This is a genomic window from Achromobacter sp. Bel, from assembly GCF_012928505.1.
Taxonomy (GTDB): domain Bacteria; phylum Pseudomonadota; class Gammaproteobacteria; order Burkholderiales; family Burkholderiaceae_B; genus Achromobacter.
On record NZ_JABBJN010000010.1, the window covers coordinates 128,790 to 146,025 of the forward strand.

Sequence of the window (17,236 nt, forward strand, 5' to 3'; positions counted from 1 at the left end):
CTCAGATGGGATCCCAGTCGATGACGTCGGGCGAGCGCTCCAAGGCGTAGAAGTGCTTGCGCATGGCGGGCACGGCGATTTCGGCGATGCGCTCCGGCGTCCAGCCTTCGCTGTTGTGCACGGTGCGCAGCGGCCGCGGCTGGCTCATCAGCATGATTTCGTTGGCGCGTACCGCGAAGATCTGCGCGGTGATTTCGCTGGCCGCGTCGCTGGCCAGGTAGACGGCCATCGGCGCGACTTTGCCGGCCTCCATCTTCTTCAGCTTTTCGACGCGGGCCTTCTCGTCGTCGGTTTCCGCCGGGATGGAACTGGTCATGCGGCTCCAGGCGAACGGGGCGATGCAGTTCGACCGCACGTTGTAGCGTGCCATGTCCAGCGCGATGGATTTGGACAGGGCTACGATGCCCAGCTTGGCGGCCGCGTAGTTCGCCTGGCCGAAGTTGCCGATCAGGCCGGACGTGGACGTCATGTGCACGAAGGCGCCCGATTCCTGTTCGCGGAAATAGGGGGCCGCCGCGCGGCTCATGAAGAACGAGCCGTTCAGGTGCACGTCGATCACCTGGCGCCATTCCTCTTCGCTCATCTTGTGGAAAACGCGGTCGCGCAGATTGCCCGCGTTGTTGATCACCGCGTCGATGCGGCCGAACGCGTCGATGGCGGTCTGCACCACGCGGCTGGCGCTGTCATAGGCGGCGACGCTGTCGGTGTTGGCGACGGCCTGGCCGCCGGCCGAGACGATCTCTTTCACGACCGCTTGCGCCGGGCCTTCCGCGCCGCCTTCACCCGTCAGCGACACGCCGATGTCGTTCACGACGACTTTGGCGCCTGCTTGCGCCATCGCCAGCGCAATGCTGCGCCCGATGCCGCCGCCCGCGCCCGTGACGACCACTACCTTTCCGGAAACCATGCCGCTCATCGCCTGTGACTCCTGTGCTGCGGCGCACGCGCCGCCTGTGGAAAACAGTTCCGCATCAACCAGTATGGTTCGCGGGACCAGGGCCTGTTAGTGTTAACAGGCCCTGGTGCATGGTAGATTCGACCCGGCATTCGAAGAATTCAAAATTAGAAATGCCCCCCTTCTGCGTGGTGGAACATGAGACATGATTTGACCGACCTGCGTTTGTTTCTGAACGTAGGGGAAACACTCAATCTGACCCGGGCGGCGGAACGCACGTTCCTGTCGTTGCCGGCCGCAAGCGCGCGGGTCAAGCACATGGAAGAAGCGTTCAAGGCGCGCTTGCTGGTGCGCCTGGCGACCGGCGTCGCGCTGACGCCGGCGGGTGAGGTGCTGCTGAAACACGCCAACGCCGTGTTCCGGCAACTGGAATGCCTGAACGCCGATCTGCAACCCTATGCCAGCGGATTAAAGGGACGCTTGAGGTTGCTGGCCAACACCACCGCCACGAACTCGTTCCTGGCGGATGCGCTGTCCACGTTCCTGGCGGAAAACCCTGATGTGGACGTCGAGCTTGAAGAGAAGATATCCGGGGACATCGTCATTGCGATCCGCGCGGGCGCCGGGGACTTGGGCCTGGTGGCCGGCAACATCGATGTGGAAGGGCTGGACGTCACGCCCTTGTTCCGCGACGAACTCACCGTGGTGACGTCGCTGGACCACCCGCTGGCGGCCTCCAAGTCCGCCCATTTCGCGGACCTGGTCGACGCCTACCAGTTCGTCGGCATTCATCCCGACAGCGCCATCCAGACCTTCCTGGAAGACATCGCCAGCGGCCTGGGAAAACGCATTTGCCAGCGCGTGCACGTGGGCAGCTTCGAAGCGGTGTGCCGCATGGTGGAAGCGGGCGCAGGCATCGCCGTCGTGCCGCGCGCCTGCGCGGCGCGCTACAGCCGCCCCGATGCCCTGCACGTGCTGAAGCTGGATGACCCCTGGGCGCTGCGCGACCGTCTGCTGTGCCGCCAACGCGGCCGCGACCTGCCCAGTTTCGCCGAGTGCTTCATCGAACACGTGCAGCGCGCCGCGCGCGGGCAATGACCAGACCGGAGGGGGGGCGAATCGGCGCCTGCGCGGTTTTCCCTGGGCCAAGTGTCGCATCCACGCATCGCGCAGGCGCAGATCGTGTCCGCTTACCGAACTTTCCAGCCCTTGCGAAAGAGGGGCTTTTGAAAATGTGTAGCGGCGAATCCGCGTGTCCGGAAAATAATAAATAAGAGCGGCGGGCAGCAGTTCTTGAAGCTTGACCGTGAATAACACCAAGACTCAGGAGACTGCAGTGACCGATATTCAACGCCGCCGCGTCGTCGCGGGGCTGGGCGCCGCGTGCGCCGCCGCCGTCGTGCCCGCCTTGTTCCCCGCCACCGTTCGGGCCGCCGCCTGGCCGGGCCATGCCGTGACCTTCATCGTGCCCTTTCCCCCAGGCGGTCCGGTGGACACCACCGCCCGCTTCACCACGCAACCGCTAGGCCAGCTATGGTCGGTGCCGACGGTAGTTGACAACAAATCAGGCGCGGGCGGCATCGTCGGCGCGCAATTCGCGGCCAAGGCCGAACCCGACGGCTACAACTTCTTTTTCGCGTCCATCCACCACGCGGTGCTGCCCAGCTTGCGCGGCAACCTCAGCTACGACATCAGCCGCGACTTCGTGCCGGTCGGCATGGCGGCGGTGTTTCCCATCGTGCTGGTGGTGAACGCATCGCTGCCGGTCAATACGGTCAGCGAACTGATCGCGTACGCCAGGGAGAACCCGGGCAAGCTGTCGTTCAGCTCGTCCGGCACGGGAGGCGGCACGCATCTGGCGGGCGAGCTCTTCAATGCGATGGCCGGCGTGCGGATCCAGCACATCCCGTATCGCGGCAGCGCGCCCGCCATGCAGGACCTGCTGGGTGGACAGGTGCAGGTGATGTTCGCGGACGGCCCGTCTGCCGTGCCGCACCTGAAGGGCGGCAAGGTGCGCGCCCTGGGCGTGGGCAACCCCACACGCTCCAGCATGCTGCCGGAGGTGCCCACCATCGCCGAATCCGGACTGCCGGGCTACGAAGCCTATTCGTGGAGTGGCGTGATGGCGCCCAAGGGCACGCCGCCGGACATCGTGAAGCGCATGAACGCCGATATGGTGAAAGTGCTGTCGGACCCCGCCACGGCCAAGGGCATGATCGCCGCCGGCGCCGAGCCCAAGCCCGGCACGCCGGAGCAATTCGGCGCGTTCGTGCAGGACGAGATCGTGAAGTGGCGCGATCTGATCAAGACCGCGAACATCAAGCTGGAGTAGGGCGGCGGCGCGCGGTCCGAAGAACACGCGCCGAACGCTGAAAGGCGGCCCGAGCCAGGCGGGCGGCCCCGGCGACGGGCCCGCCCGCCTTCTTGTCTTATGCGGCCATCATCGCGCTGCGGGCGCTGCGGTATTCGGCTTCCAGTTGATCCACCAGCGTCGCGATGGGCAGGATTTCCTGCGCGGCGCCCACTCCCTGGCCGGCGCTCCACACCTCTTTCCAGGCTTTGGGCCGGGCGTTCTTGTCCATGTTCGCGGGCGGCGCCTCGCCGTGCGTGGCCAACGCCCGCGGGTCCAGTCCCGCCGCCAGGATGCTGGCGGACAGGTAGTTGGCCGGCACGCCCGAGAAATATGGGGTGTAGGTCACGTCGGCCGCTTGCGCCTGCAACACCATTTCGCGATAAGCCTCGCCCGCCAGCGACTCCTGCGTGGCGATGAAGCGCGTGCCCATGTAGGCGAAGTCGCACCCCAGCACCTGCGCCGCGAGGATGTCCTTGCCATGGCTGATGCAGCCCGACAGCGCCAGCGGACCGTCGTAGAAGGCCCGGATCTCGTTGACCAGCGCGATAGGGTTGATCTGCCCCGCATGGCCGCCGGCGCCGGCCGCGACCAGGATCAGGCCGTCGACGCCTGCCTCTAGCGCGCGCTTGGCGTGGCGTACGTTAGTGACGTCGTGATAGACGAGGCCGCCGTATGGATGCACGGCTTGCACCACGGCTTCCGGCGCATGCAGCGAGGTGATGATGAGCGGCACGCGCCGTTCGGCGCAGATGGCCAGGTCGCCCTGCCAGCGCGGATTGCTGGGATGGATGATCAGGTTCACGCCGTACGGCGCCACGCGGGCGCCGGGGTCGGCCTGGCGCTTGGCGGCCAAGCCTTCCTCGATACGGGTGATCCAGTCGTGCAGTTGTTCTTGCGGGCGGGCGTTCAGCGACGGAAACGTACCGATGATCCCCGCCGCGCATTGCGCCACCACCAGTTCAGGTCCGGAGACCAGGAACATGGGGGCGCCGATGATCGGCAAGCGGGTCTGGGCGTGTAGCGCAAGCGGGGGATGCATCGTGGAGCTCCGGTGGGGGTCAGTTGGCCTGGATGTTGGCGCTTTGGATGACGTCCGACCACAGGGCGTACTCGCGGTCGATACGGGATTGCAACGCCTTCGAGTCGCCGGCGTTGATGGTGTAGCCACCTTCGGTCATGGCTTGGCGGAAGGCGGGGTCCTTGGAGACGTCGCCCAGCGCCCGGGTCAGGCGGGCCGTGACGGCGTCGGGCAGCTTCTTGGGTCCGACCAGCGCGTACCAGCCCACGACCTCGTAGTCCTTCATGCCGGCTTCCATCATTGTCGGCACATCAGGCAGTTCCGGATTGCGGGTTTTGGAGGTGACGGCCAGCGCACGCGCCTTGCCGCTCTTGATGAAGGGGATGGCGGTGCTGGTGATGTCGAACATGAAGGTCACCTTGCCGCTGATCACGTCCATCATGGCCGGCGAGTTGCCGCGGTACGGCACGTGCAGCATCGACGCGTCGGCCTGCTTCTTCAGCAGTTCGGCCGACAGGTGGTTGGACGCGCCGATGCCGGCGGATCCGAACGACACAGCATCGGGGTGCGCGCGGGCGTAGCCGACCAGTTCGCCGACATTCTTGGCGGGGATCTGCGGGCCGATCAGCAGCACGTTGGCGTAATCGACCACCAGCCCGATCAGCGAGAAGTCGCGGCGCGGATCGAACAGCGTGCTGCGCTGAACCAGTGGCGACATGGTCAGGGTGGGGCTGGCGGCAAAGCCCAGGATATAGCCGTCGGGCGCGGCCTTGGCAGTGGCGTCGGAGGCAATCATGCCGCTGGCGCCGGCGCGGTTCTCGACCACGACAGTCTGCCCCAGCTTGTCGCCCAGATACTTGGCGAAGACGCGGGCGGTGGTGTCGACCGGGCCCCCAGGGGCGTAGCCCACCAGCAGGCGGATGGGGCGTTCGGGGTAGGCGTCCGCATGGGCGGTGGCCGCCGTCGCAAGCGCCGCCACGGCGGTGGCCGCGGCAAACAGGGTCTTGATGTTCACGCTGTTGTCTCCTTGTGTATAAGCGGCGGGTCGTGGAGCGGAACAGCGGGTCCGCGCCTACGCCAGCCTTTCTTTCAGCGGCTGCTTCAGGATTTTTCCGCTGACGGTCGTGGGAATGGTCTCGATGGGGATGATTCTTGCGGGCCGCTTGTAGGGCGCCAGCTGGGCGCGCAGGTGCAGCATCAGCAGGTTGGTGTCGATCGTGGCGCCGGGCAGGGGCTCGACGAAAGCGATGACCTCTTCGTTCCGGTCGGCCGTGTCGCGGCCCACCACGGCGGATAGCCGCACGCCGGGAAACGCGTTGATCACCGATTCGACTTCGATGGGGTACACGTTGAACCCGGACCGGATGATCAGGTCCTTGGAGCGGCCGGCGATGAACAGCGCGCCGCTGTCGTCGACATAGCCGATGTCGCCCGTATTGAGCCAACCGCCGGGCAAGAGCGCCTGCGCCGTTTGCTCAGGGCTGCGGTAGTAGCCCAGCATGACGCCAGGACCGCGGATCAGCATGTCGCCGCGCTCGCCGGGGGCGGGCGTGCCGCCGTCGGGGCTGCCGATGCGCATTTCGACGCCTTCAACCGCATAGCCTGCCGAGCAGTCCGCGCGCGGGGCGTCGATACGCGTGATGAACATCGATCCCGCGTATTCCGTGATGCCGTAGCCATGGTGCATCGGGGCGCCGAAATAGCGCTCGGCATCGCGTTTGAGCGTGGGATCCAGCGCCGCGCCGCCGGTGTACAGGTAGCGCAATGCCGGGGCGCGCAGGTCCGCGCGCGGCGGCGCCACGGCCATCATCCGGCTGAACATGGTGGGCACGCCCTGCAGGATGCTGACGCCCGGATGCGCCAGTGCCTTGAACGCGTCTTCGGCGTCGAAGCGGCTGCGCAGCACCAAGCTGGCGCCGGCATGCACGGTGGCCATCAGTACCGTGGCGATGCCGAAAATGTGCGACATGGGCAGCGCCGCATAGCCGATGTCGTGCGGCGTCAGGCGACGCGACGCCGCCGACACACGCGCAAAATGCAGCAGCCCACGATGCGGCACCATCACGCCCTTGGGCGCCCCGGTGGTGCCGGACGTATAGATCACGGTGGCCACTTCCGCGGCCTGTTCGCCGGTCTCCGCCTGCGTGGGCGCGGCCGCCCGCAAGGCTTGCACGCCTGGGCCCCAGACGGCCAGGTCGGCGTCCGTCGCGTCGGCCGCCACGGCGTGCGCGGCTGCCGCCGACGAGATGCCCGTGGTGTAGAGCAGCAGTTCGGGCTGCGCGTGCTGACGGATGTTGTCGACCTCGCGCGCGGACAGCCGCGCGTTCACGCCGACCGGCCAGGCGCCGGCCAGGCCGCATCCGAACAGCGCCGCGATCATCGCCGCGCAGTTTTCCCCCACCATCAGCACCCGGTGGCCGGGCTGCACGCCCTGGTCGCGCAGCCAGCCAGCCACGGCTTGCACGCGTTGCCACAGTTGAGCGTAGCTCAGCGTGCCGCCCCCTTCTTCGTGCAGGCAGACGGCGTCGGGCCGCTGGCGCGCTTGCAGCGCCAGGACTTCGTGGATGCGGGTGATGGGTTCAGCTTGGGACATCGGTGTTGCCGTGAAGGTCAAAGGGTGGCCTGGGTGCCCAGGATTGCGGTGGATTGGCTGGACAGCGTGCCGCCGTTGCCATGCACCAGCGCCAGTTGCGCGTCGGCGATCTGGCGCGCACCGCATTCGCCGCGCAATTGCCGGACGGCTTCGATCATGATGAAGACGCCGTACATGCCGGGATGCACGCAGCACAAGCCGCCGCCGTTGGTGTTCACCGGCAGCCTGCCGCCGGGCGCGATTGCGCCGTCCGCGATGAAGTCCTTGCTTTCGCCCTTGGCGCAGAAGCCCAGGTCTTCCAGGAAGAGCAGGGTGTTGATGGTGAAGGCGTCGTAGAGTTCGACCACGTCGATGTCTTTCGGCGATACGCCCGCCATGTCGAAGGCACGCTTGCCGGATTCGGCGGCGGCCGTCACGGTCAGGTCTTCCATGGACGAGATCTGCCGGTTCCAGACTGCGGTGGCATTGCCCAGTACGTAGACGGGGGGACGCGGCAGGTCGCGCGCCCGGTCGGCCCGCACCAGCACGTAGGCGCCCGCGCCGTCCGTGACCAGACAGCAATCGCGCACGCTCAAGGGGTCGGACACCATGCGGGCCGACAGGATCTGGTCCAGCGTGGCGGGCTCGCGCAGTTGCGCCTCCGGATTCAGCTGCGCCCATTGGTTGGCCGCCAGCGCCACTTGCGCCAGGTGTTCGCGGCGCGTGCCGTACTGGTGCATGTGGCGCGCCGCCGCCAGCGCGTAGGACGACAGCGGGCTCAGCGGCTCGTATGGCGTTTCGTAGGGCTGGGGATCGAACTGCTTGCGGACCCGGCCGATTTCGGCCCGGCTCAGGGTTGACGTACGCTGCGTGCTGCCGTAGCAGACCAGCACCGCGTTGCATTGGCCGGAGGCCAGCGCATGCAAGGCCGGCATCAGGTGCGCCACGAAGCTGGAACCGCCCAGCATGGTGCTGTCGATGAAGGAGGGGCGGATGCCCAGGTGTTCGATCACCGGCATGGCCCACATCGGCGCCGCGACGCTGGCCGTGCAGATGCCGTCGATGTCGCGCATCGTCAAGCCGGCGTCGGCCACGGCGCGTTGCGCCGCCTGCACCAGGATTTCCATTTCGGTATAGCCCGTGGCCTGTCCCAGGCCCGCGTGGCCCACGCCCGCTACCGCGACGGCACCGCGCAGATCGTTCAGCGTCATGGCGCCTCCTTGTTGGGTACGAACACCACGAGGCCGTGGCCGTCCTGTTCTGCCACGCGGGCGCGCACCGCCATGCCGATATGCACGTCGGCGGGGGGCACCCCGTCCACGCGGCTCATCAGCCTGATGCCTTCCTGCAAGTCGATCAGCGCCACGTTGTAGTCGCCGCCCGCCTCGGGCTTGCGCCGCACCACGGTGGTGGAATAGACGGTGCCGCGCCCGTCAGGCTCGGCCCAGGCCAGCTTGTCCGCGCCGCAATGCGGACAGATCATTCGGGGATAGAACACCGCGCGGTTGCAGCCGGCGCAGTGCTGGATAAGAAAGCGGCCCTGGTCGAGCGCCTGGCGGTATTGCGCCTCGACGCCCTGCGACACGCCTTCCTTGTGATCGGGAACAGTCATGGTGCGATGGGATTCCAGTGGATGACGGCTGCTAGTGTCGGCACTGGCGCCGGGTTCGGCCATTCTTCATTGCTGAAGCAGGCCTTTTGCGCGCCTGTAGTGGGACGGCGCCCTACATCCTGCGCGAAGCCGGTCTTCGGAAGAGGCAGATTGCCGGCCCGCCCGGGGCGTGGCTAGATACCGGGCAAAGGAGGTAGACCATGAACCTGACCTGGACGCCAGAAGAGCGCCAATTCCGCGACGAGGTGCGTACGTTCGCCGCCGCCAACCTGCCGGCCGATATCCGCGACAAGGTGCTGCGGCACCAGCGGCTGGAACGCGAGGACTACGTGCGCTGGCACAACATCCTGGCCGACCACGGCTGGGGCGCGCCCAACTGGCCCGTCGAGCACGGTGGCACCGGCTGGAACGCCCTGCAGCGCCTGATCTTCGAAGTGGAATGCTTCAAGGCCGGCGCCCCGCGGCTGCTGCCTTTTGGCCTGTCCATGATCGGGCCCGTGCTGATGAAGTACGGCAGCGCCGAGCAGCAGGCGCGCCTCTTGCCGCGCATGCTGCGGGTGGAGGACTGGTGGTGCCAGGGCTATTCCGAACCGGGCTCCGGTTCGGACCTGGCCTCGCTCAAGACCCGCGCCGTGCGCGACGGCGACGAATACGTCGTCAACGGCCAGAAAACCTGGACTACGCTGGCCCAGTACGCCGACTGGATGTTCTGCCTGGTGCGCACGGACCCCGACGCGCGGGCGCAGCGCGGCATCTCGATGCTGTTGCTGGACATGCGCGCTCCGGGCGTGACCGTGCGCCCGATCCGCACGCTGGACGGCGGCCACGACGTGAACGAGGTCTGGCTGGAAAACGTGCGCGTGCCGGTATCCAACCTGGTGGGCGAAGAGAACCAGGGCTGGACCTACGCCAAATACCTGCTTGGCCACGAGCGCACCGGCATCGCCGGGCTGGGCCACTGCCACCGCGAGCTCGGCATCCTGAAGCAGATGGCCGAACGTGCGCAATCGCACGGCAAGCCGCTGCTGGCCGACAGCCGCATCCGCGACCGCATTTCACGGATAGAAGTGGACATCATGGCGCTGGAAATGCTGCTGCTGCGCGTGGCCGCAAGCAACGATGGCACGCCGGGGCCCGAGGCGTCGGTGCTGAAGATCCGCGGGTCCGAGATCCAGCAGGACCTGGCCATGCTGCAGATGGAAGTGGCCGGGCCGGACGCCTGGCCCTACGACCCTGACTGGCTGCAGGCCGGCGGCGATTTCCACGGCCCGGGCCCCGAGATGGCCGCGGCGTCAGGCGCGGGCTACGCCGATATGCGCAAGACCTCTATCTACGGCGGCACGACCGAAGTGCAGAAGGGCATCATCGCCCGCCTGGTGCTGGGCCTGTAGGCCCGGCCACGCGCAATCCGACAGGAAGACACGCATGGATTTCATCTACACCGAAGAACAGCGCATGCTGGCCGACAGCCTGCGCCGCCTGGTCGACCAGGCATGGACGTATCCCCAGCGTCGCGCCCGCCAGGCAAGCGGCAAACTGGACCCCAAAGCCTGGGGCGCGTTGGCCGAACTGGGCGTGCTGGGGCTGACCATTTCACCGGACTTCGGCGGATTCGGCGAAGTGCCCGCCAGCTTGCTGCCCGTGCATGTGGAGCTAGGCCGCGGGCTGGTGTCCGAACCGGTCATTCCCAGCGCCGTCATGGGCGCGGCGCTGCTGGACGCCTGCGGCGACGCCGTGCGCGGCCGCTGGCTGCCGGCCATCGCCTCGGGCGAGTCCATCGTCAGCGTGGCCTACCAGGAACCCGGGCGCCGCTACGATACGAACCCGCAGGGCTGCCGCGCCGCCAAGACGGCCGAAGGCTGGCGCCTGGACGGCGTCAAGCATCTGGTGTGGCATGGCGCCGCGGCCTCGGCATGGCTGGTCAGCGCGCAGGGCGCCGACGGCCAGACTTTGTTGCTGGCGGTGCCGTCCGATTCCGCCGGCCTGCGGGTGACCGACACGCCGACGCTGGACGGCGCGCGATGCGCGCGGCTGGACTTCGACGCGGTGGGCCTGCCCGCCGACGCCCTGCTGGCCGAAGGGCCGGCGGCGGACGAGGCGCTGGCGCAGGCCCTTCAATGGGGCACGGCGGCGTTGTGCGCGCATGCGGCGGGCGCCATGGAGCGCCTGCTGGAGATCACGGTCGACTACCTGAAGACGCGCAAGCAATTCGGGCAGCCGCTGGCGTCGTTCCAGGCCTTGCAGCACCGGCTGGCCGAGATGCTGGTGGCCAAGGAACTGGCCCTGTCGATGGCGTATGTGGCGGTCGCCGCCTTGACCGAGCCGGATGCCGCGCAGCGCCGCCGCATGATCGCGTCGGCCAAGCTGGAAGCCGCGCGCGCCGGGCGCCAGGTGGCGCAGATGGCGGTGCAGTTGCACGGTGGCATGGGCATGACGGACGAGCTGGACGTGGGCGACTATTTCAAGCGGCTGACGGTCGTGGACCAATTGTTGGGTGACACGGCCGAGCAGTTGGCCGTTCTGGAGGAACGGGCATGAGCGCGGCAGCATCCCCTCCGCCGGCAGGCGGCGCATACACCCAGATCCGCTTCACGCTGGACCGGGGCGTGGGCGTCATCACGCTAGACCGCCCCGACCGGCTGAACAGCTTCACCGAAGTCATGCACGCCGAGCTGGCCCGCGCGCTGGACGCCATGGAGGCCGATCCGGGCCTGCGCGGCTTGGTCATCACGGGGGCCGGCCGCGGCTTTTGCGCCGGCCAGGACCTGGGCGAACGCAAACCCGCTGATGACGGTTCGCGCCGCGACCTCAGCCAGATTCTTGAAAAGTGCTACCGGCCGCTGATCAATCGCCTGCGCGCCTTGCCCGTGCCGGTGGTGTGCGTGATGAACGGCGTGGCGGCCGGCGCGGGCGCCAGCCTGGTCCTGGCGTGCGACGTGGTGTTCGCGGTGGAGTCCGCGCGCTTCATCCAGGCCTTCAGCAAGATCGGCTTGCTGCCCGATGCGGGCGGCACGTGGTTCCTGCCGCGACTGGTAGGCTCGGCCCGCGCGATGGGGGCGGCGCTGTTCGGCGAAGCGGTCAGCGCCCGGCAGGCGGAGTCCTGGGGCCTGATCTGGCGCGTGGTGCCGGATGACGCGCTGGCCGCCACGCTGTCGGACGTCACGGCAACCCTGGCGGCGGGGCCCACGCGGGCCTATGCCGCGACCAAGGCGGCGCTGCACGCGTCCAGCGGCAATACGCTGGCGCAGCAGTTCGACCTGGAATGCCGATTCCAACGCGAGCTCGGCTACACCGACGACTACCTGGAAGGGATGCGCGCATTCGCTGAAAAACGGCCGCCGGCGTTCACCGGCACCTGAGGCCGCAGGCGTCAAGGCGCCCGCGGCACCTGGATCTGTTCGATGAGCTCGCGCGCGCAGCCGGGCAGGGCGTCGATGTCGCGCACCAGCAGCTTGCGCTCCCGCACCACCCACGGCTCGTCCAATTCCACCACGCGCAGCTTGGTGTCGGCGCCATAGCGGCGGGCGGCGGAGTCGGGGATGACGCCGATGCCGACGCCGGCCTGCACCATGCGGCAGATCGAATCGAAACTGTAGAGCTGGATGCGTTGCGGCAGGCGCTGGCCGCCGCGCTCCAACTGGTCGCGCAGGAAGGCGACCAGCGTGGAGCCTTCGTGCATGGTGATGAACGGATAGCGCACGGCGTCCACCAGCTTGACCTTGTCCTGGTCTTGCAAGGGATGGCCGTTGGGCACCACCAGCACCAGCCGGTCGGTGCTGAAGTGGATCGTCTGCAATTCGGGCGCGTCCACCGGTCCGGCCACGATGCCCAGGTCGGTGGTGCCGTCCAGCACGCCGCGCACGATGTCGCGCGTCAGGCGTTCTTGCAGGTCGACCGTAACGCCCGGATGGGCCGCCAGGAACTGCGCCAGGATGTCCGGCATGAATTCGGTGACCGCCGTGGTGTTGGCGAAGATTCGGATGTGGCCGGCGTCGCCGTCGGACTGCTCCTGGAAGTCGTGCTTCAGGTGGTCCACCTGCCGCATGATGACGCGGGCGTGCTGCAGCAGCTTCTGGCCAGCGGGCGTGATCTCCACGCCGCGGCTGTCGCGGTACAGCAATCGGGTGTTCAGCTGGTTTTCCAGCGCTTTGATCCGCACGCTGACCGCGGCCAGGGACAGGTGCGCCCGTTTGGCCGCCTGGGTCAGGCTGGGGGATTCCGCGATGTGGATGAACAGGCGTAGGTCGGCAAGGTCGAAGTGCATGGGGCATATATTACGGCGCGCGGCGCCGGGGCTGGGCATGGGCTGTCGATTCAGGCGCCGCAAACCCCGCCTTGAGGAAAAACGAATTCACAACGGGGACGGCTTGCGGGCATGCTTGCAACTGAGAAAACCCCACCAAAGGATATCGGCATGACTTCTACAGATCCGGCAGGCTGGATCGGCAGCGGCGAACGCAAGGCGGACGCGATGGACCCTGGCCATGCCGCGCGCATCGCGGCCACGCTGGGCGGCGCGGCGCCGGCCGAAGGCGAGGCCCTGCCGCCCCTGTGGCAATGGGCGTTTTTCATCAGTACGGTAGGCATGGACGGGTTGGGGACGGATGGGCACCCGTCGCGCGGTGGTTTCCTGCCGCCGGCCCAGGACCGCAACCGCATGTGGGCGGGCGGCCGGGTGGAATTCCGCCAGCCGCTGAAGGTGGGCGTGCCGGCCGAACGCGTGTCGACGGTCGCCGACGTCAAAGAGAAAACCGGCCGCACCGGCGCGCTGCTGTTCGTGACCGTGCGCCACGAATACCACCAGGCGGGCCAGATCGTCATCCAGGAAGAACAGGACATCGTCTACCGGCAGCCGTCGCCGCCCAAGCTCGTGGGCAGCGAACCCGCGCCCCAGGCCCAATGGCAAGACACGGTCAATCCGTCTTCCGTGCTGCTGTTCCGCTATTCCGCGGTGACCTTCAACGGCCACCGCATCCATTACGACCACCCCTACGTGACCGGCACCGAGGGCTACCCCGGCCTGGTGGTGCACGGCCCGCTGATCGCCACCGAGATGGTGGCCGCCTTCACGCGCGCCCATCCCAAGGCGCGCCTGACGCATCTGTCGTACCGCGGCCTGCGTCCGCTGATTTCGCCCACGCCCTTCCAGGTGGCCGGCCGCTTGACCGAGCCGGGCGTGGCCCAGCTGTGGGCCGAGCAGGACGGCACGCTGGCCCACCAAGCTGAACTGAGGTTTACCGAATGAGCACGCAGGCCACCCGCCCCTTGGACGGCATCACCGTCGTCAGCCTTGAACATGCCATCGCCGCGCCATTCTGCACCCGCCAACTGGCGGACATGGGGGCGCGCGTCATCAAGATCGAGCGCCCCGGCAGCGGCGACTTCGCCCGGGGCTACGACGAACGCGTGCGCGGCCTGTCCTCGCATTTCGTCTGGACCAACCGCTCCAAGGAAAGCCTGACGCTTGATCTGAAGCGCGACGAAGCCGGCGGCATCATGGATCGCCTGCTGGAATCGGCCGACGTGTTGGTGCAGAACCTGGCGCCGGGCGCCGCCGCGCGGCTGGGGCTGTCGTTTGAGGCCCTGCACAAGAAATACCCGCGCCTGATCGTGTGCGACATCTCGGGCTACGGCGAAGGCGGCCCCTACCAGGACAAGAAGGCCTACGACCTGCTGATCCAGAGCGAAAGCGGTTTCCTGTCCGTCACGGGCACGAAAGACGATCCCGTCAAGGCGGGGTGCTCGATCGCCGACATTGCAGCGGGCATGTACGCCTATTCGGCCATCCTGAACGCCCTGCTGCTGCGCCAGCGGACTGGGCTGGGCAGCCGCCTGGACGTGTCCATGCTGGAAAGCATGGTCGAATGGATGGGCTTTCCCATGTACTACGCGTTCGAAGGCGCCGCGCCGCCCGTGCGCGCCGGCGCCGCCCATGCCTCGATCTACCCCTACGGGCCGTTCCCGGTGGGTGACGGCTCCACCATCATGCTGGGCCTGCAGAACGAGCGCGAATGGCGCGTGTTCTGCGCCCAGGTGCTGCGCCAGGCCGACCTGGCGGAAGACCCGCGCTTCCTGTCGAATTCCCAGCGCACCGCCAACCGCGACGCCTTGCGCGACCTGATCGTGGCGGCTTTTGCCGACCTGTCCGTCGCGCAGGTCACGCAGCGGCTGGAAGACGCGCAGATCGCCAATGCCCGGGTGAACGACATGGCAGGCGTCTGGTCGCACCCGCAGTTGCAGGCGCGCGCTCGCTGGAGCCAGGTCGACAGCCCCGCCGGCACGTTGCCGGCGTTGCTGCCGCCGGCCAGCAGCAACGCCTTCACGCCGCGCATGGCCGCGGTGCCCTCGGTGGGCCAAAACACCGACGCGGTGCTAGCATCATTGGGATACGCGCCGGATCAAGTGGCGCAATTCCATGCCTCGGAGGTCGTGTGACGCATCCCGTCGTTCGTAGCGCCCTGTTCGTGCCCGCCTCGCGCGCCGAGCGCATTCCCAAAGCGCTGGCCGCCGGCGCGGACGCGGTCATCGTCGACCTGGAAGACGCGGTCGAGCATCTGGCCAAGGCATCCGCCCGCGAGTCCCTGTGCGACTTCCTGGGGACGCATCGCCAGGCGCGCCTGTGGGTGCGCATCAACGATGCGTCCACGTCCTGGCACGACGACGACCTGAAAGCCTGCCGGGGCCAGCCCGGCGTCGCCGGCATCCTGCTGCCCAAGGCGGAAAGCCTGGCGCAGGTCCGGCATGTGGCGCAGACGGGCCTGCCCGTCATCCCCATCATCGAAACCGCCCGCGGCCTGCTGAACGCGGCCGAGGTGGCGGCCACCCCGGGGGTGGCGCGGCTGGCGTTCGGCAGCCTGGACTACGGGTTGGACATGGGACTGACGCCCGACACGCCCGGCGCGGAAACCGTGCTGGACCACGCGCGCGTGCAAGTGTTGCTGCACACCCGTTCGGCAGGGCTCGCGCCTGCGCTGGACGGCGTGTTCCCCGGCGTGCAGGACCAAGCCGGCCTTGCGCATGCGGCGGGCCGCGCCCAGCAGATGGGGTTCGGCGGCATGCTGTGCATCCACCCCACGCAGGTGGCGGTGATCCACGCGGCGTTCGTGCCGGCGCAGGAAGAACTCGATTGGGCGCGCCGCGTCGTCGCCGCGCATCGCGAGACCGCGGCGGGCACCTTCATGCTGGACGGCAAAATGGTCGACGCGCCGGTCATCGCGCGCGCGCGGCTGGTGCTGGCGCAAGCCGGGGAGCACGGCGCGTAACCGGGGTAGATCGCCTATCCTCGGGGATCCCCACCTTTATTCACAGGCTGCGCCATGAGCGATGCGCTCTTCATCGGACACACTTATATCGACGTCACCGTGCTGGCCGACGAATGGCCCACGGGCGACGACAAGCGCGTGGCGCGGGACTATGCGGTGTCTTTTGGCGGCAACGCCGTCACGGCGGCATTCGCCTGCGCGCGCCTGGGCTCGCCGCCCGATCTGATCTGTTCGCTGGCGCCCGACTGGCTGGGGCACATGTACACGGACATGGCCGCGGGGCACGGCGTGACGCTGCACGCGCGCCATGTGCGCCGCTCGTCCTTGTCTTTCATCATGCCCAACCACGGCAAGCGCGCCATCGTGCGCGCGCGCGACGTGGACTACCTGAACGATTTCCCCCGCCTGGACATCGGCGGCTATCGCGTGCTGCATCTGGACGGGCACCAGCCCGACGCCGCGCTGCACTATGCGCGGGCGTGCCGGCAGGCGGGCGTGCTGACGTCGCTGGACGGCGGCGGCGTGCGCGAGAACACCGACGAGCTATTGCGCCACATCGACATCGCCGTCTGCGCGGAACGCATGTGCGAACAGCTGGGCCTGACGCCGGAGGGCCTGCTGGACTTGCTCAAGGCGCGTGGCTGCCGCATCGGCGCCGTCACCCTGGGCGAGCGCGGCATGCTCTGGTACGACGAGACCGGCCGTGTCGACGTCTTGCCGTCGCTGGACGTGCCGGGCAACCGCATCGTGGACACCTCGGGGGCGGGCGATGTATTCCACGGCGCCTATGTGTGGTCCTACCTGAACCGCCCGGAACAACCCTGGGCTGAGCACTTCACGTTTGCACGGGCGGCGTCGGCGCACAAGATCCAGCATCTGGGCAACGAAGCCGGGCTGCCGAAAGTGGAAGACGTGGAACGCGCGATGATGGCGTTCGCGGCGAAGGCGGGGTAAGGGTGTTTGCGGCAACGGTTGGATGATGGGATGCGGGGGCCAACCGCGCACACCCCATCCATCTATTCGACGATCCGTTCGATCGCCTGATCGTGGATCGCGTCGATCCACTCGCTGACCGGCCTGCCTTGCACGGAAATTTCGGGCGCCAGATCGCGCAGCGGCCGCAGCACGAAGGCACGCTGGTGCATGCGGGGGTGGGGCAGGATCAGCCGTTCGTGATTCAGCTGCGTGTCGCCATACGCCAGCAGGTCCAGGTCCAGTGTGCGGGGAGCGTTCTTGTAGGGGCGCAGGCGGCCGTGGCTGTTTTCCAGCGCTTGCAGCGCATCCAGCAAGGCCAGCGGCGGCAGTCGGGTGTCCAGCGCCGCCACGGCATTCACGAAATCAGGGCCGGCGGCATCCACCGGCGCGCTGCGGTAGAACGGCGACGCCGTCACTGCGGCGATGCCGTCGATCGCCTGCAGTTCGGCCAGCACGCGGCGCAGGGTGGCCGCGCTGTCGCCCAGGTTGGCGCCCAGGCCGACATAGGCGCGGACGATGGCGGGCGGCATGGCGTTATTCGGCGCTGGC

At 68.0% G+C, this 17,236-nt stretch carries 17 protein-coding genes; 9 read left to right on the plus strand and 8 right to left on the minus strand.

What is annotated here, in order from left to right; translation table 11 throughout:
• Position 1: 1 nt before the first annotated feature.
• Positions 2-916: an SDR family NAD(P)-dependent oxidoreductase gene (locus HG262_RS09275; protein ID WP_169270721.1), complete on the minus strand. Its 915-nt coding sequence runs from the start codon at positions 914-916 to the stop codon at positions 2-4.
• Between the two features lie 177 nt (positions 917-1,093).
• Here HG262_RS09275 and HG262_RS09280 point away from each other — a divergent pair, with 177 nt between their 5' ends.
• Positions 1,094-1,993 carry a LysR family transcriptional regulator gene (locus HG262_RS09280; RefSeq protein ID WP_169270722.1) on the plus strand — a complete coding sequence of 300 codons (900 nt, stop codon included), beginning with the start codon at positions 1,094-1,096 and terminating at the stop codon, positions 1,991-1,993.
• A 238-nt stretch (positions 1,994-2,231) separates the two neighbouring features.
• Entirely contained in the window at positions 2,232-3,227 is a 996-nt protein-coding gene (locus tag HG262_RS09285; protein ID WP_169270723.1) for a tripartite tricarboxylate transporter substrate binding protein, read from the plus strand.
• A 97-nt stretch (positions 3,228-3,324) separates the two neighbouring features.
• On the opposite strand, the gene HG262_RS09290 is transcribed toward HG262_RS09285, so the two are convergent.
• From HG262_RS09290 to HG262_RS09310, 5 genes are read right to left on the minus strand one after another with little or no spacing between them, the layout of a single operon-like run.
• Positions 3,325-4,287, minus strand: a complete 963-nt coding sequence (locus HG262_RS09290; protein ID WP_169270724.1) for a nitronate monooxygenase family protein — start codon at positions 4,285-4,287, stop codon at positions 3,325-3,327.
• Positions 4,288-4,306: 19 nt separating this feature from the next.
• Complete coding sequence (locus HG262_RS09295; protein WP_169270725.1) at positions 4,307-5,281, minus strand: tripartite tricarboxylate transporter substrate binding protein; 975 nt, start codon at positions 5,279-5,281, stop codon at positions 4,307-4,309.
• A gap of 57 nt (positions 5,282-5,338) precedes the next feature.
• On the minus strand, positions 5,339-6,859 hold the full coding sequence (locus tag HG262_RS09300; RefSeq protein WP_169270726.1) for a class I adenylate-forming enzyme family protein: 1,521 nt from the start codon (positions 6,857-6,859) through the stop codon (positions 5,339-5,341).
• A gap of 17 nt (positions 6,860-6,876) precedes the next feature.
• On the minus strand, positions 6,877-8,049 hold the full coding sequence (locus HG262_RS09305) for a thiolase (RefSeq protein WP_169270727.1): 1,173 nt from the start codon (positions 8,047-8,049) through the stop codon (positions 6,877-6,879).
• Positions 8,046-8,450 (minus strand): Zn-ribbon domain-containing OB-fold protein, encoded by a 405-nt coding sequence (locus HG262_RS09310; protein WP_169270728.1) that lies wholly within the window; start codon positions 8,448-8,450, stop codon positions 8,046-8,048. Before HG262_RS09310 ends, HG262_RS09305 begins: the two co-directional genes overlap by 4 nt.
• 200 nt (positions 8,451-8,650) lie before the next feature.
• On the opposite strand from HG262_RS09310, the gene HG262_RS09315 reads away from it, so the two are divergent.
• The 3 genes from HG262_RS09315 to paaG are packed head-to-tail and all read left to right on the plus strand — an operon-like array spanning position 8,651 to position 11,809.
• Entirely contained in the window at positions 8,651-9,841 is a 1,191-nt protein-coding gene (locus tag HG262_RS09315) for an acyl-CoA dehydrogenase family protein (protein WP_169270729.1), read from the plus strand.
• A 34-nt stretch (positions 9,842-9,875) separates the two neighbouring features.
• Positions 9,876-10,988: an acyl-CoA dehydrogenase gene (locus HG262_RS09320; RefSeq protein WP_169270730.1), complete on the plus strand. Its 1,113-nt coding sequence runs from the start codon at positions 9,876-9,878 to the stop codon at positions 10,986-10,988.
• Entirely contained in the window at positions 10,985-11,809 is an 825-nt protein-coding gene (gene paaG / locus HG262_RS09325) for a 2-(1,2-epoxy-1,2-dihydrophenyl)acetyl-CoA isomerase PaaG (RefSeq protein ID WP_169270731.1), read from the plus strand. The genes HG262_RS09320 and paaG overlap by 4 nt, the downstream gene beginning before the upstream one ends.
• 11 nt (positions 11,810-11,820) lie before the next feature.
• Here the strand turns inward: paaG and HG262_RS09330 are convergent, their stop codons facing one another.
• Positions 11,821-12,714, minus strand: a complete 894-nt coding sequence (locus HG262_RS09330; protein ID WP_169270732.1) for a LysR family transcriptional regulator — start codon at positions 12,712-12,714, stop codon at positions 11,821-11,823.
• A gap of 150 nt (positions 12,715-12,864) precedes the next feature.
• Between HG262_RS09330 and HG262_RS09335 the strand changes: the two genes are divergently transcribed.
• Genes HG262_RS09335 through HG262_RS09350 form a run of 4 tightly spaced genes read left to right on the plus strand, consistent with a single transcriptional unit; the run spans position 12,865 to position 16,666 of the window.
• Positions 12,865-13,695, plus strand: a complete 831-nt coding sequence (locus HG262_RS09335; protein ID WP_169270733.1) for a MaoC family dehydratase N-terminal domain-containing protein — start codon at positions 12,865-12,867, stop codon at positions 13,693-13,695.
• Positions 13,692-14,885, plus strand: coding sequence for a CaiB/BaiF CoA-transferase family protein (locus HG262_RS09340; RefSeq protein WP_169270734.1), 1,194 nt, complete (start codon positions 13,692-13,694; stop codon positions 14,883-14,885). The genes HG262_RS09335 and HG262_RS09340 overlap by 4 nt, the downstream gene beginning before the upstream one ends.
• Entirely contained in the window at positions 14,882-15,712 is an 831-nt protein-coding gene (locus HG262_RS09345; protein WP_169270735.1) for a CoA ester lyase, read from the plus strand. The genes HG262_RS09340 and HG262_RS09345 overlap by 4 nt, the downstream gene beginning before the upstream one ends.
• A 54-nt stretch (positions 15,713-15,766) precedes the next feature.
• Complete coding sequence (locus HG262_RS09350; RefSeq protein WP_169270736.1) at positions 15,767-16,666, plus strand: sugar kinase; 900 nt, start codon at positions 15,767-15,769, stop codon at positions 16,664-16,666.
• A 62-nt stretch (positions 16,667-16,728) separates the two neighbouring features.
• Here the strand turns inward: HG262_RS09350 and HG262_RS09355 are convergent, their stop codons facing one another.
• Complete coding sequence (locus HG262_RS09355; protein ID WP_169270744.1) at positions 16,729-17,217, minus strand: 2-amino-4-hydroxy-6-hydroxymethyldihydropteridine diphosphokinase; 489 nt, start codon at positions 17,215-17,217, stop codon at positions 16,729-16,731.
• Between the last annotated feature and the right edge of the window lie 19 nt (positions 17,218-17,236).

Excerpts from the sequence above, each read along its gene's own strand:
- HG262_RS09300 (WP_169270726.1), bottom strand. The coding sequence starts at position 6,859 with ATGTCCCAAGCTGAACCCATCACCCGCATCCACGAAGTCCTGGCGCTG.
- HG262_RS09305 (WP_169270727.1), bottom strand. The coding sequence starts at position 8,049 with ATGACGCTGAACGATCTGCGCGGTGCCGTCGCGGTAGCGGGCGTGGGC.
- HG262_RS09340 (WP_169270734.1), top strand. The coding sequence starts at position 13,692 with ATGAGCACGCAGGCCACCCGCCCCTTGGACGGCATCACCGTCGTCAGC.
- HG262_RS09275 (WP_169270721.1), bottom strand. The coding sequence starts at position 916 with ATGAGCGGCATGGTTTCCGGAAAGGTAGTGGTCGTCACGGGCGCGGGC.
- HG262_RS09315 (WP_169270729.1), top strand. The coding sequence starts at position 8,651 with ATGAACCTGACCTGGACGCCAGAAGAGCGCCAATTCCGCGACGAGGTG.
- HG262_RS09290 (WP_169270724.1), bottom strand. The coding sequence starts at position 4,287 with ATGCATCCCCCGCTTGCGCTACACGCCCAGACCCGCTTGCCGATCATC.
- HG262_RS09330 (WP_169270732.1), bottom strand. The coding sequence starts at position 12,714 with ATGCACTTCGACCTTGCCGACCTACGCCTGTTCATCCACATCGCGGAA.
- HG262_RS09335 (WP_169270733.1), top strand. The coding sequence starts at position 12,865 with ATGACTTCTACAGATCCGGCAGGCTGGATCGGCAGCGGCGAACGCAAG.
- HG262_RS09355 (WP_169270744.1), bottom strand. The coding sequence starts at position 17,217 with ATGCCGCCCGCCATCGTCCGCGCCTATGTCGGCCTGGGCGCCAACCTG.
- paaG (WP_169270731.1), top strand. The coding sequence starts at position 10,985 with ATGAGCGCGGCAGCATCCCCTCCGCCGGCAGGCGGCGCATACACCCAG.
- HG262_RS09280 (WP_169270722.1), top strand. The coding sequence starts at position 1,094 with ATGAGACATGATTTGACCGACCTGCGTTTGTTTCTGAACGTAGGGGAA.
- HG262_RS09310 (WP_169270728.1), bottom strand. The coding sequence starts at position 8,450 with ATGACTGTTCCCGATCACAAGGAAGGCGTGTCGCAGGGCGTCGAGGCG.
- HG262_RS09350 (WP_169270736.1), top strand. The coding sequence starts at position 15,767 with ATGAGCGATGCGCTCTTCATCGGACACACTTATATCGACGTCACCGTG.
- HG262_RS09320 (WP_169270730.1), top strand. The coding sequence starts at position 9,876 with ATGGATTTCATCTACACCGAAGAACAGCGCATGCTGGCCGACAGCCTG.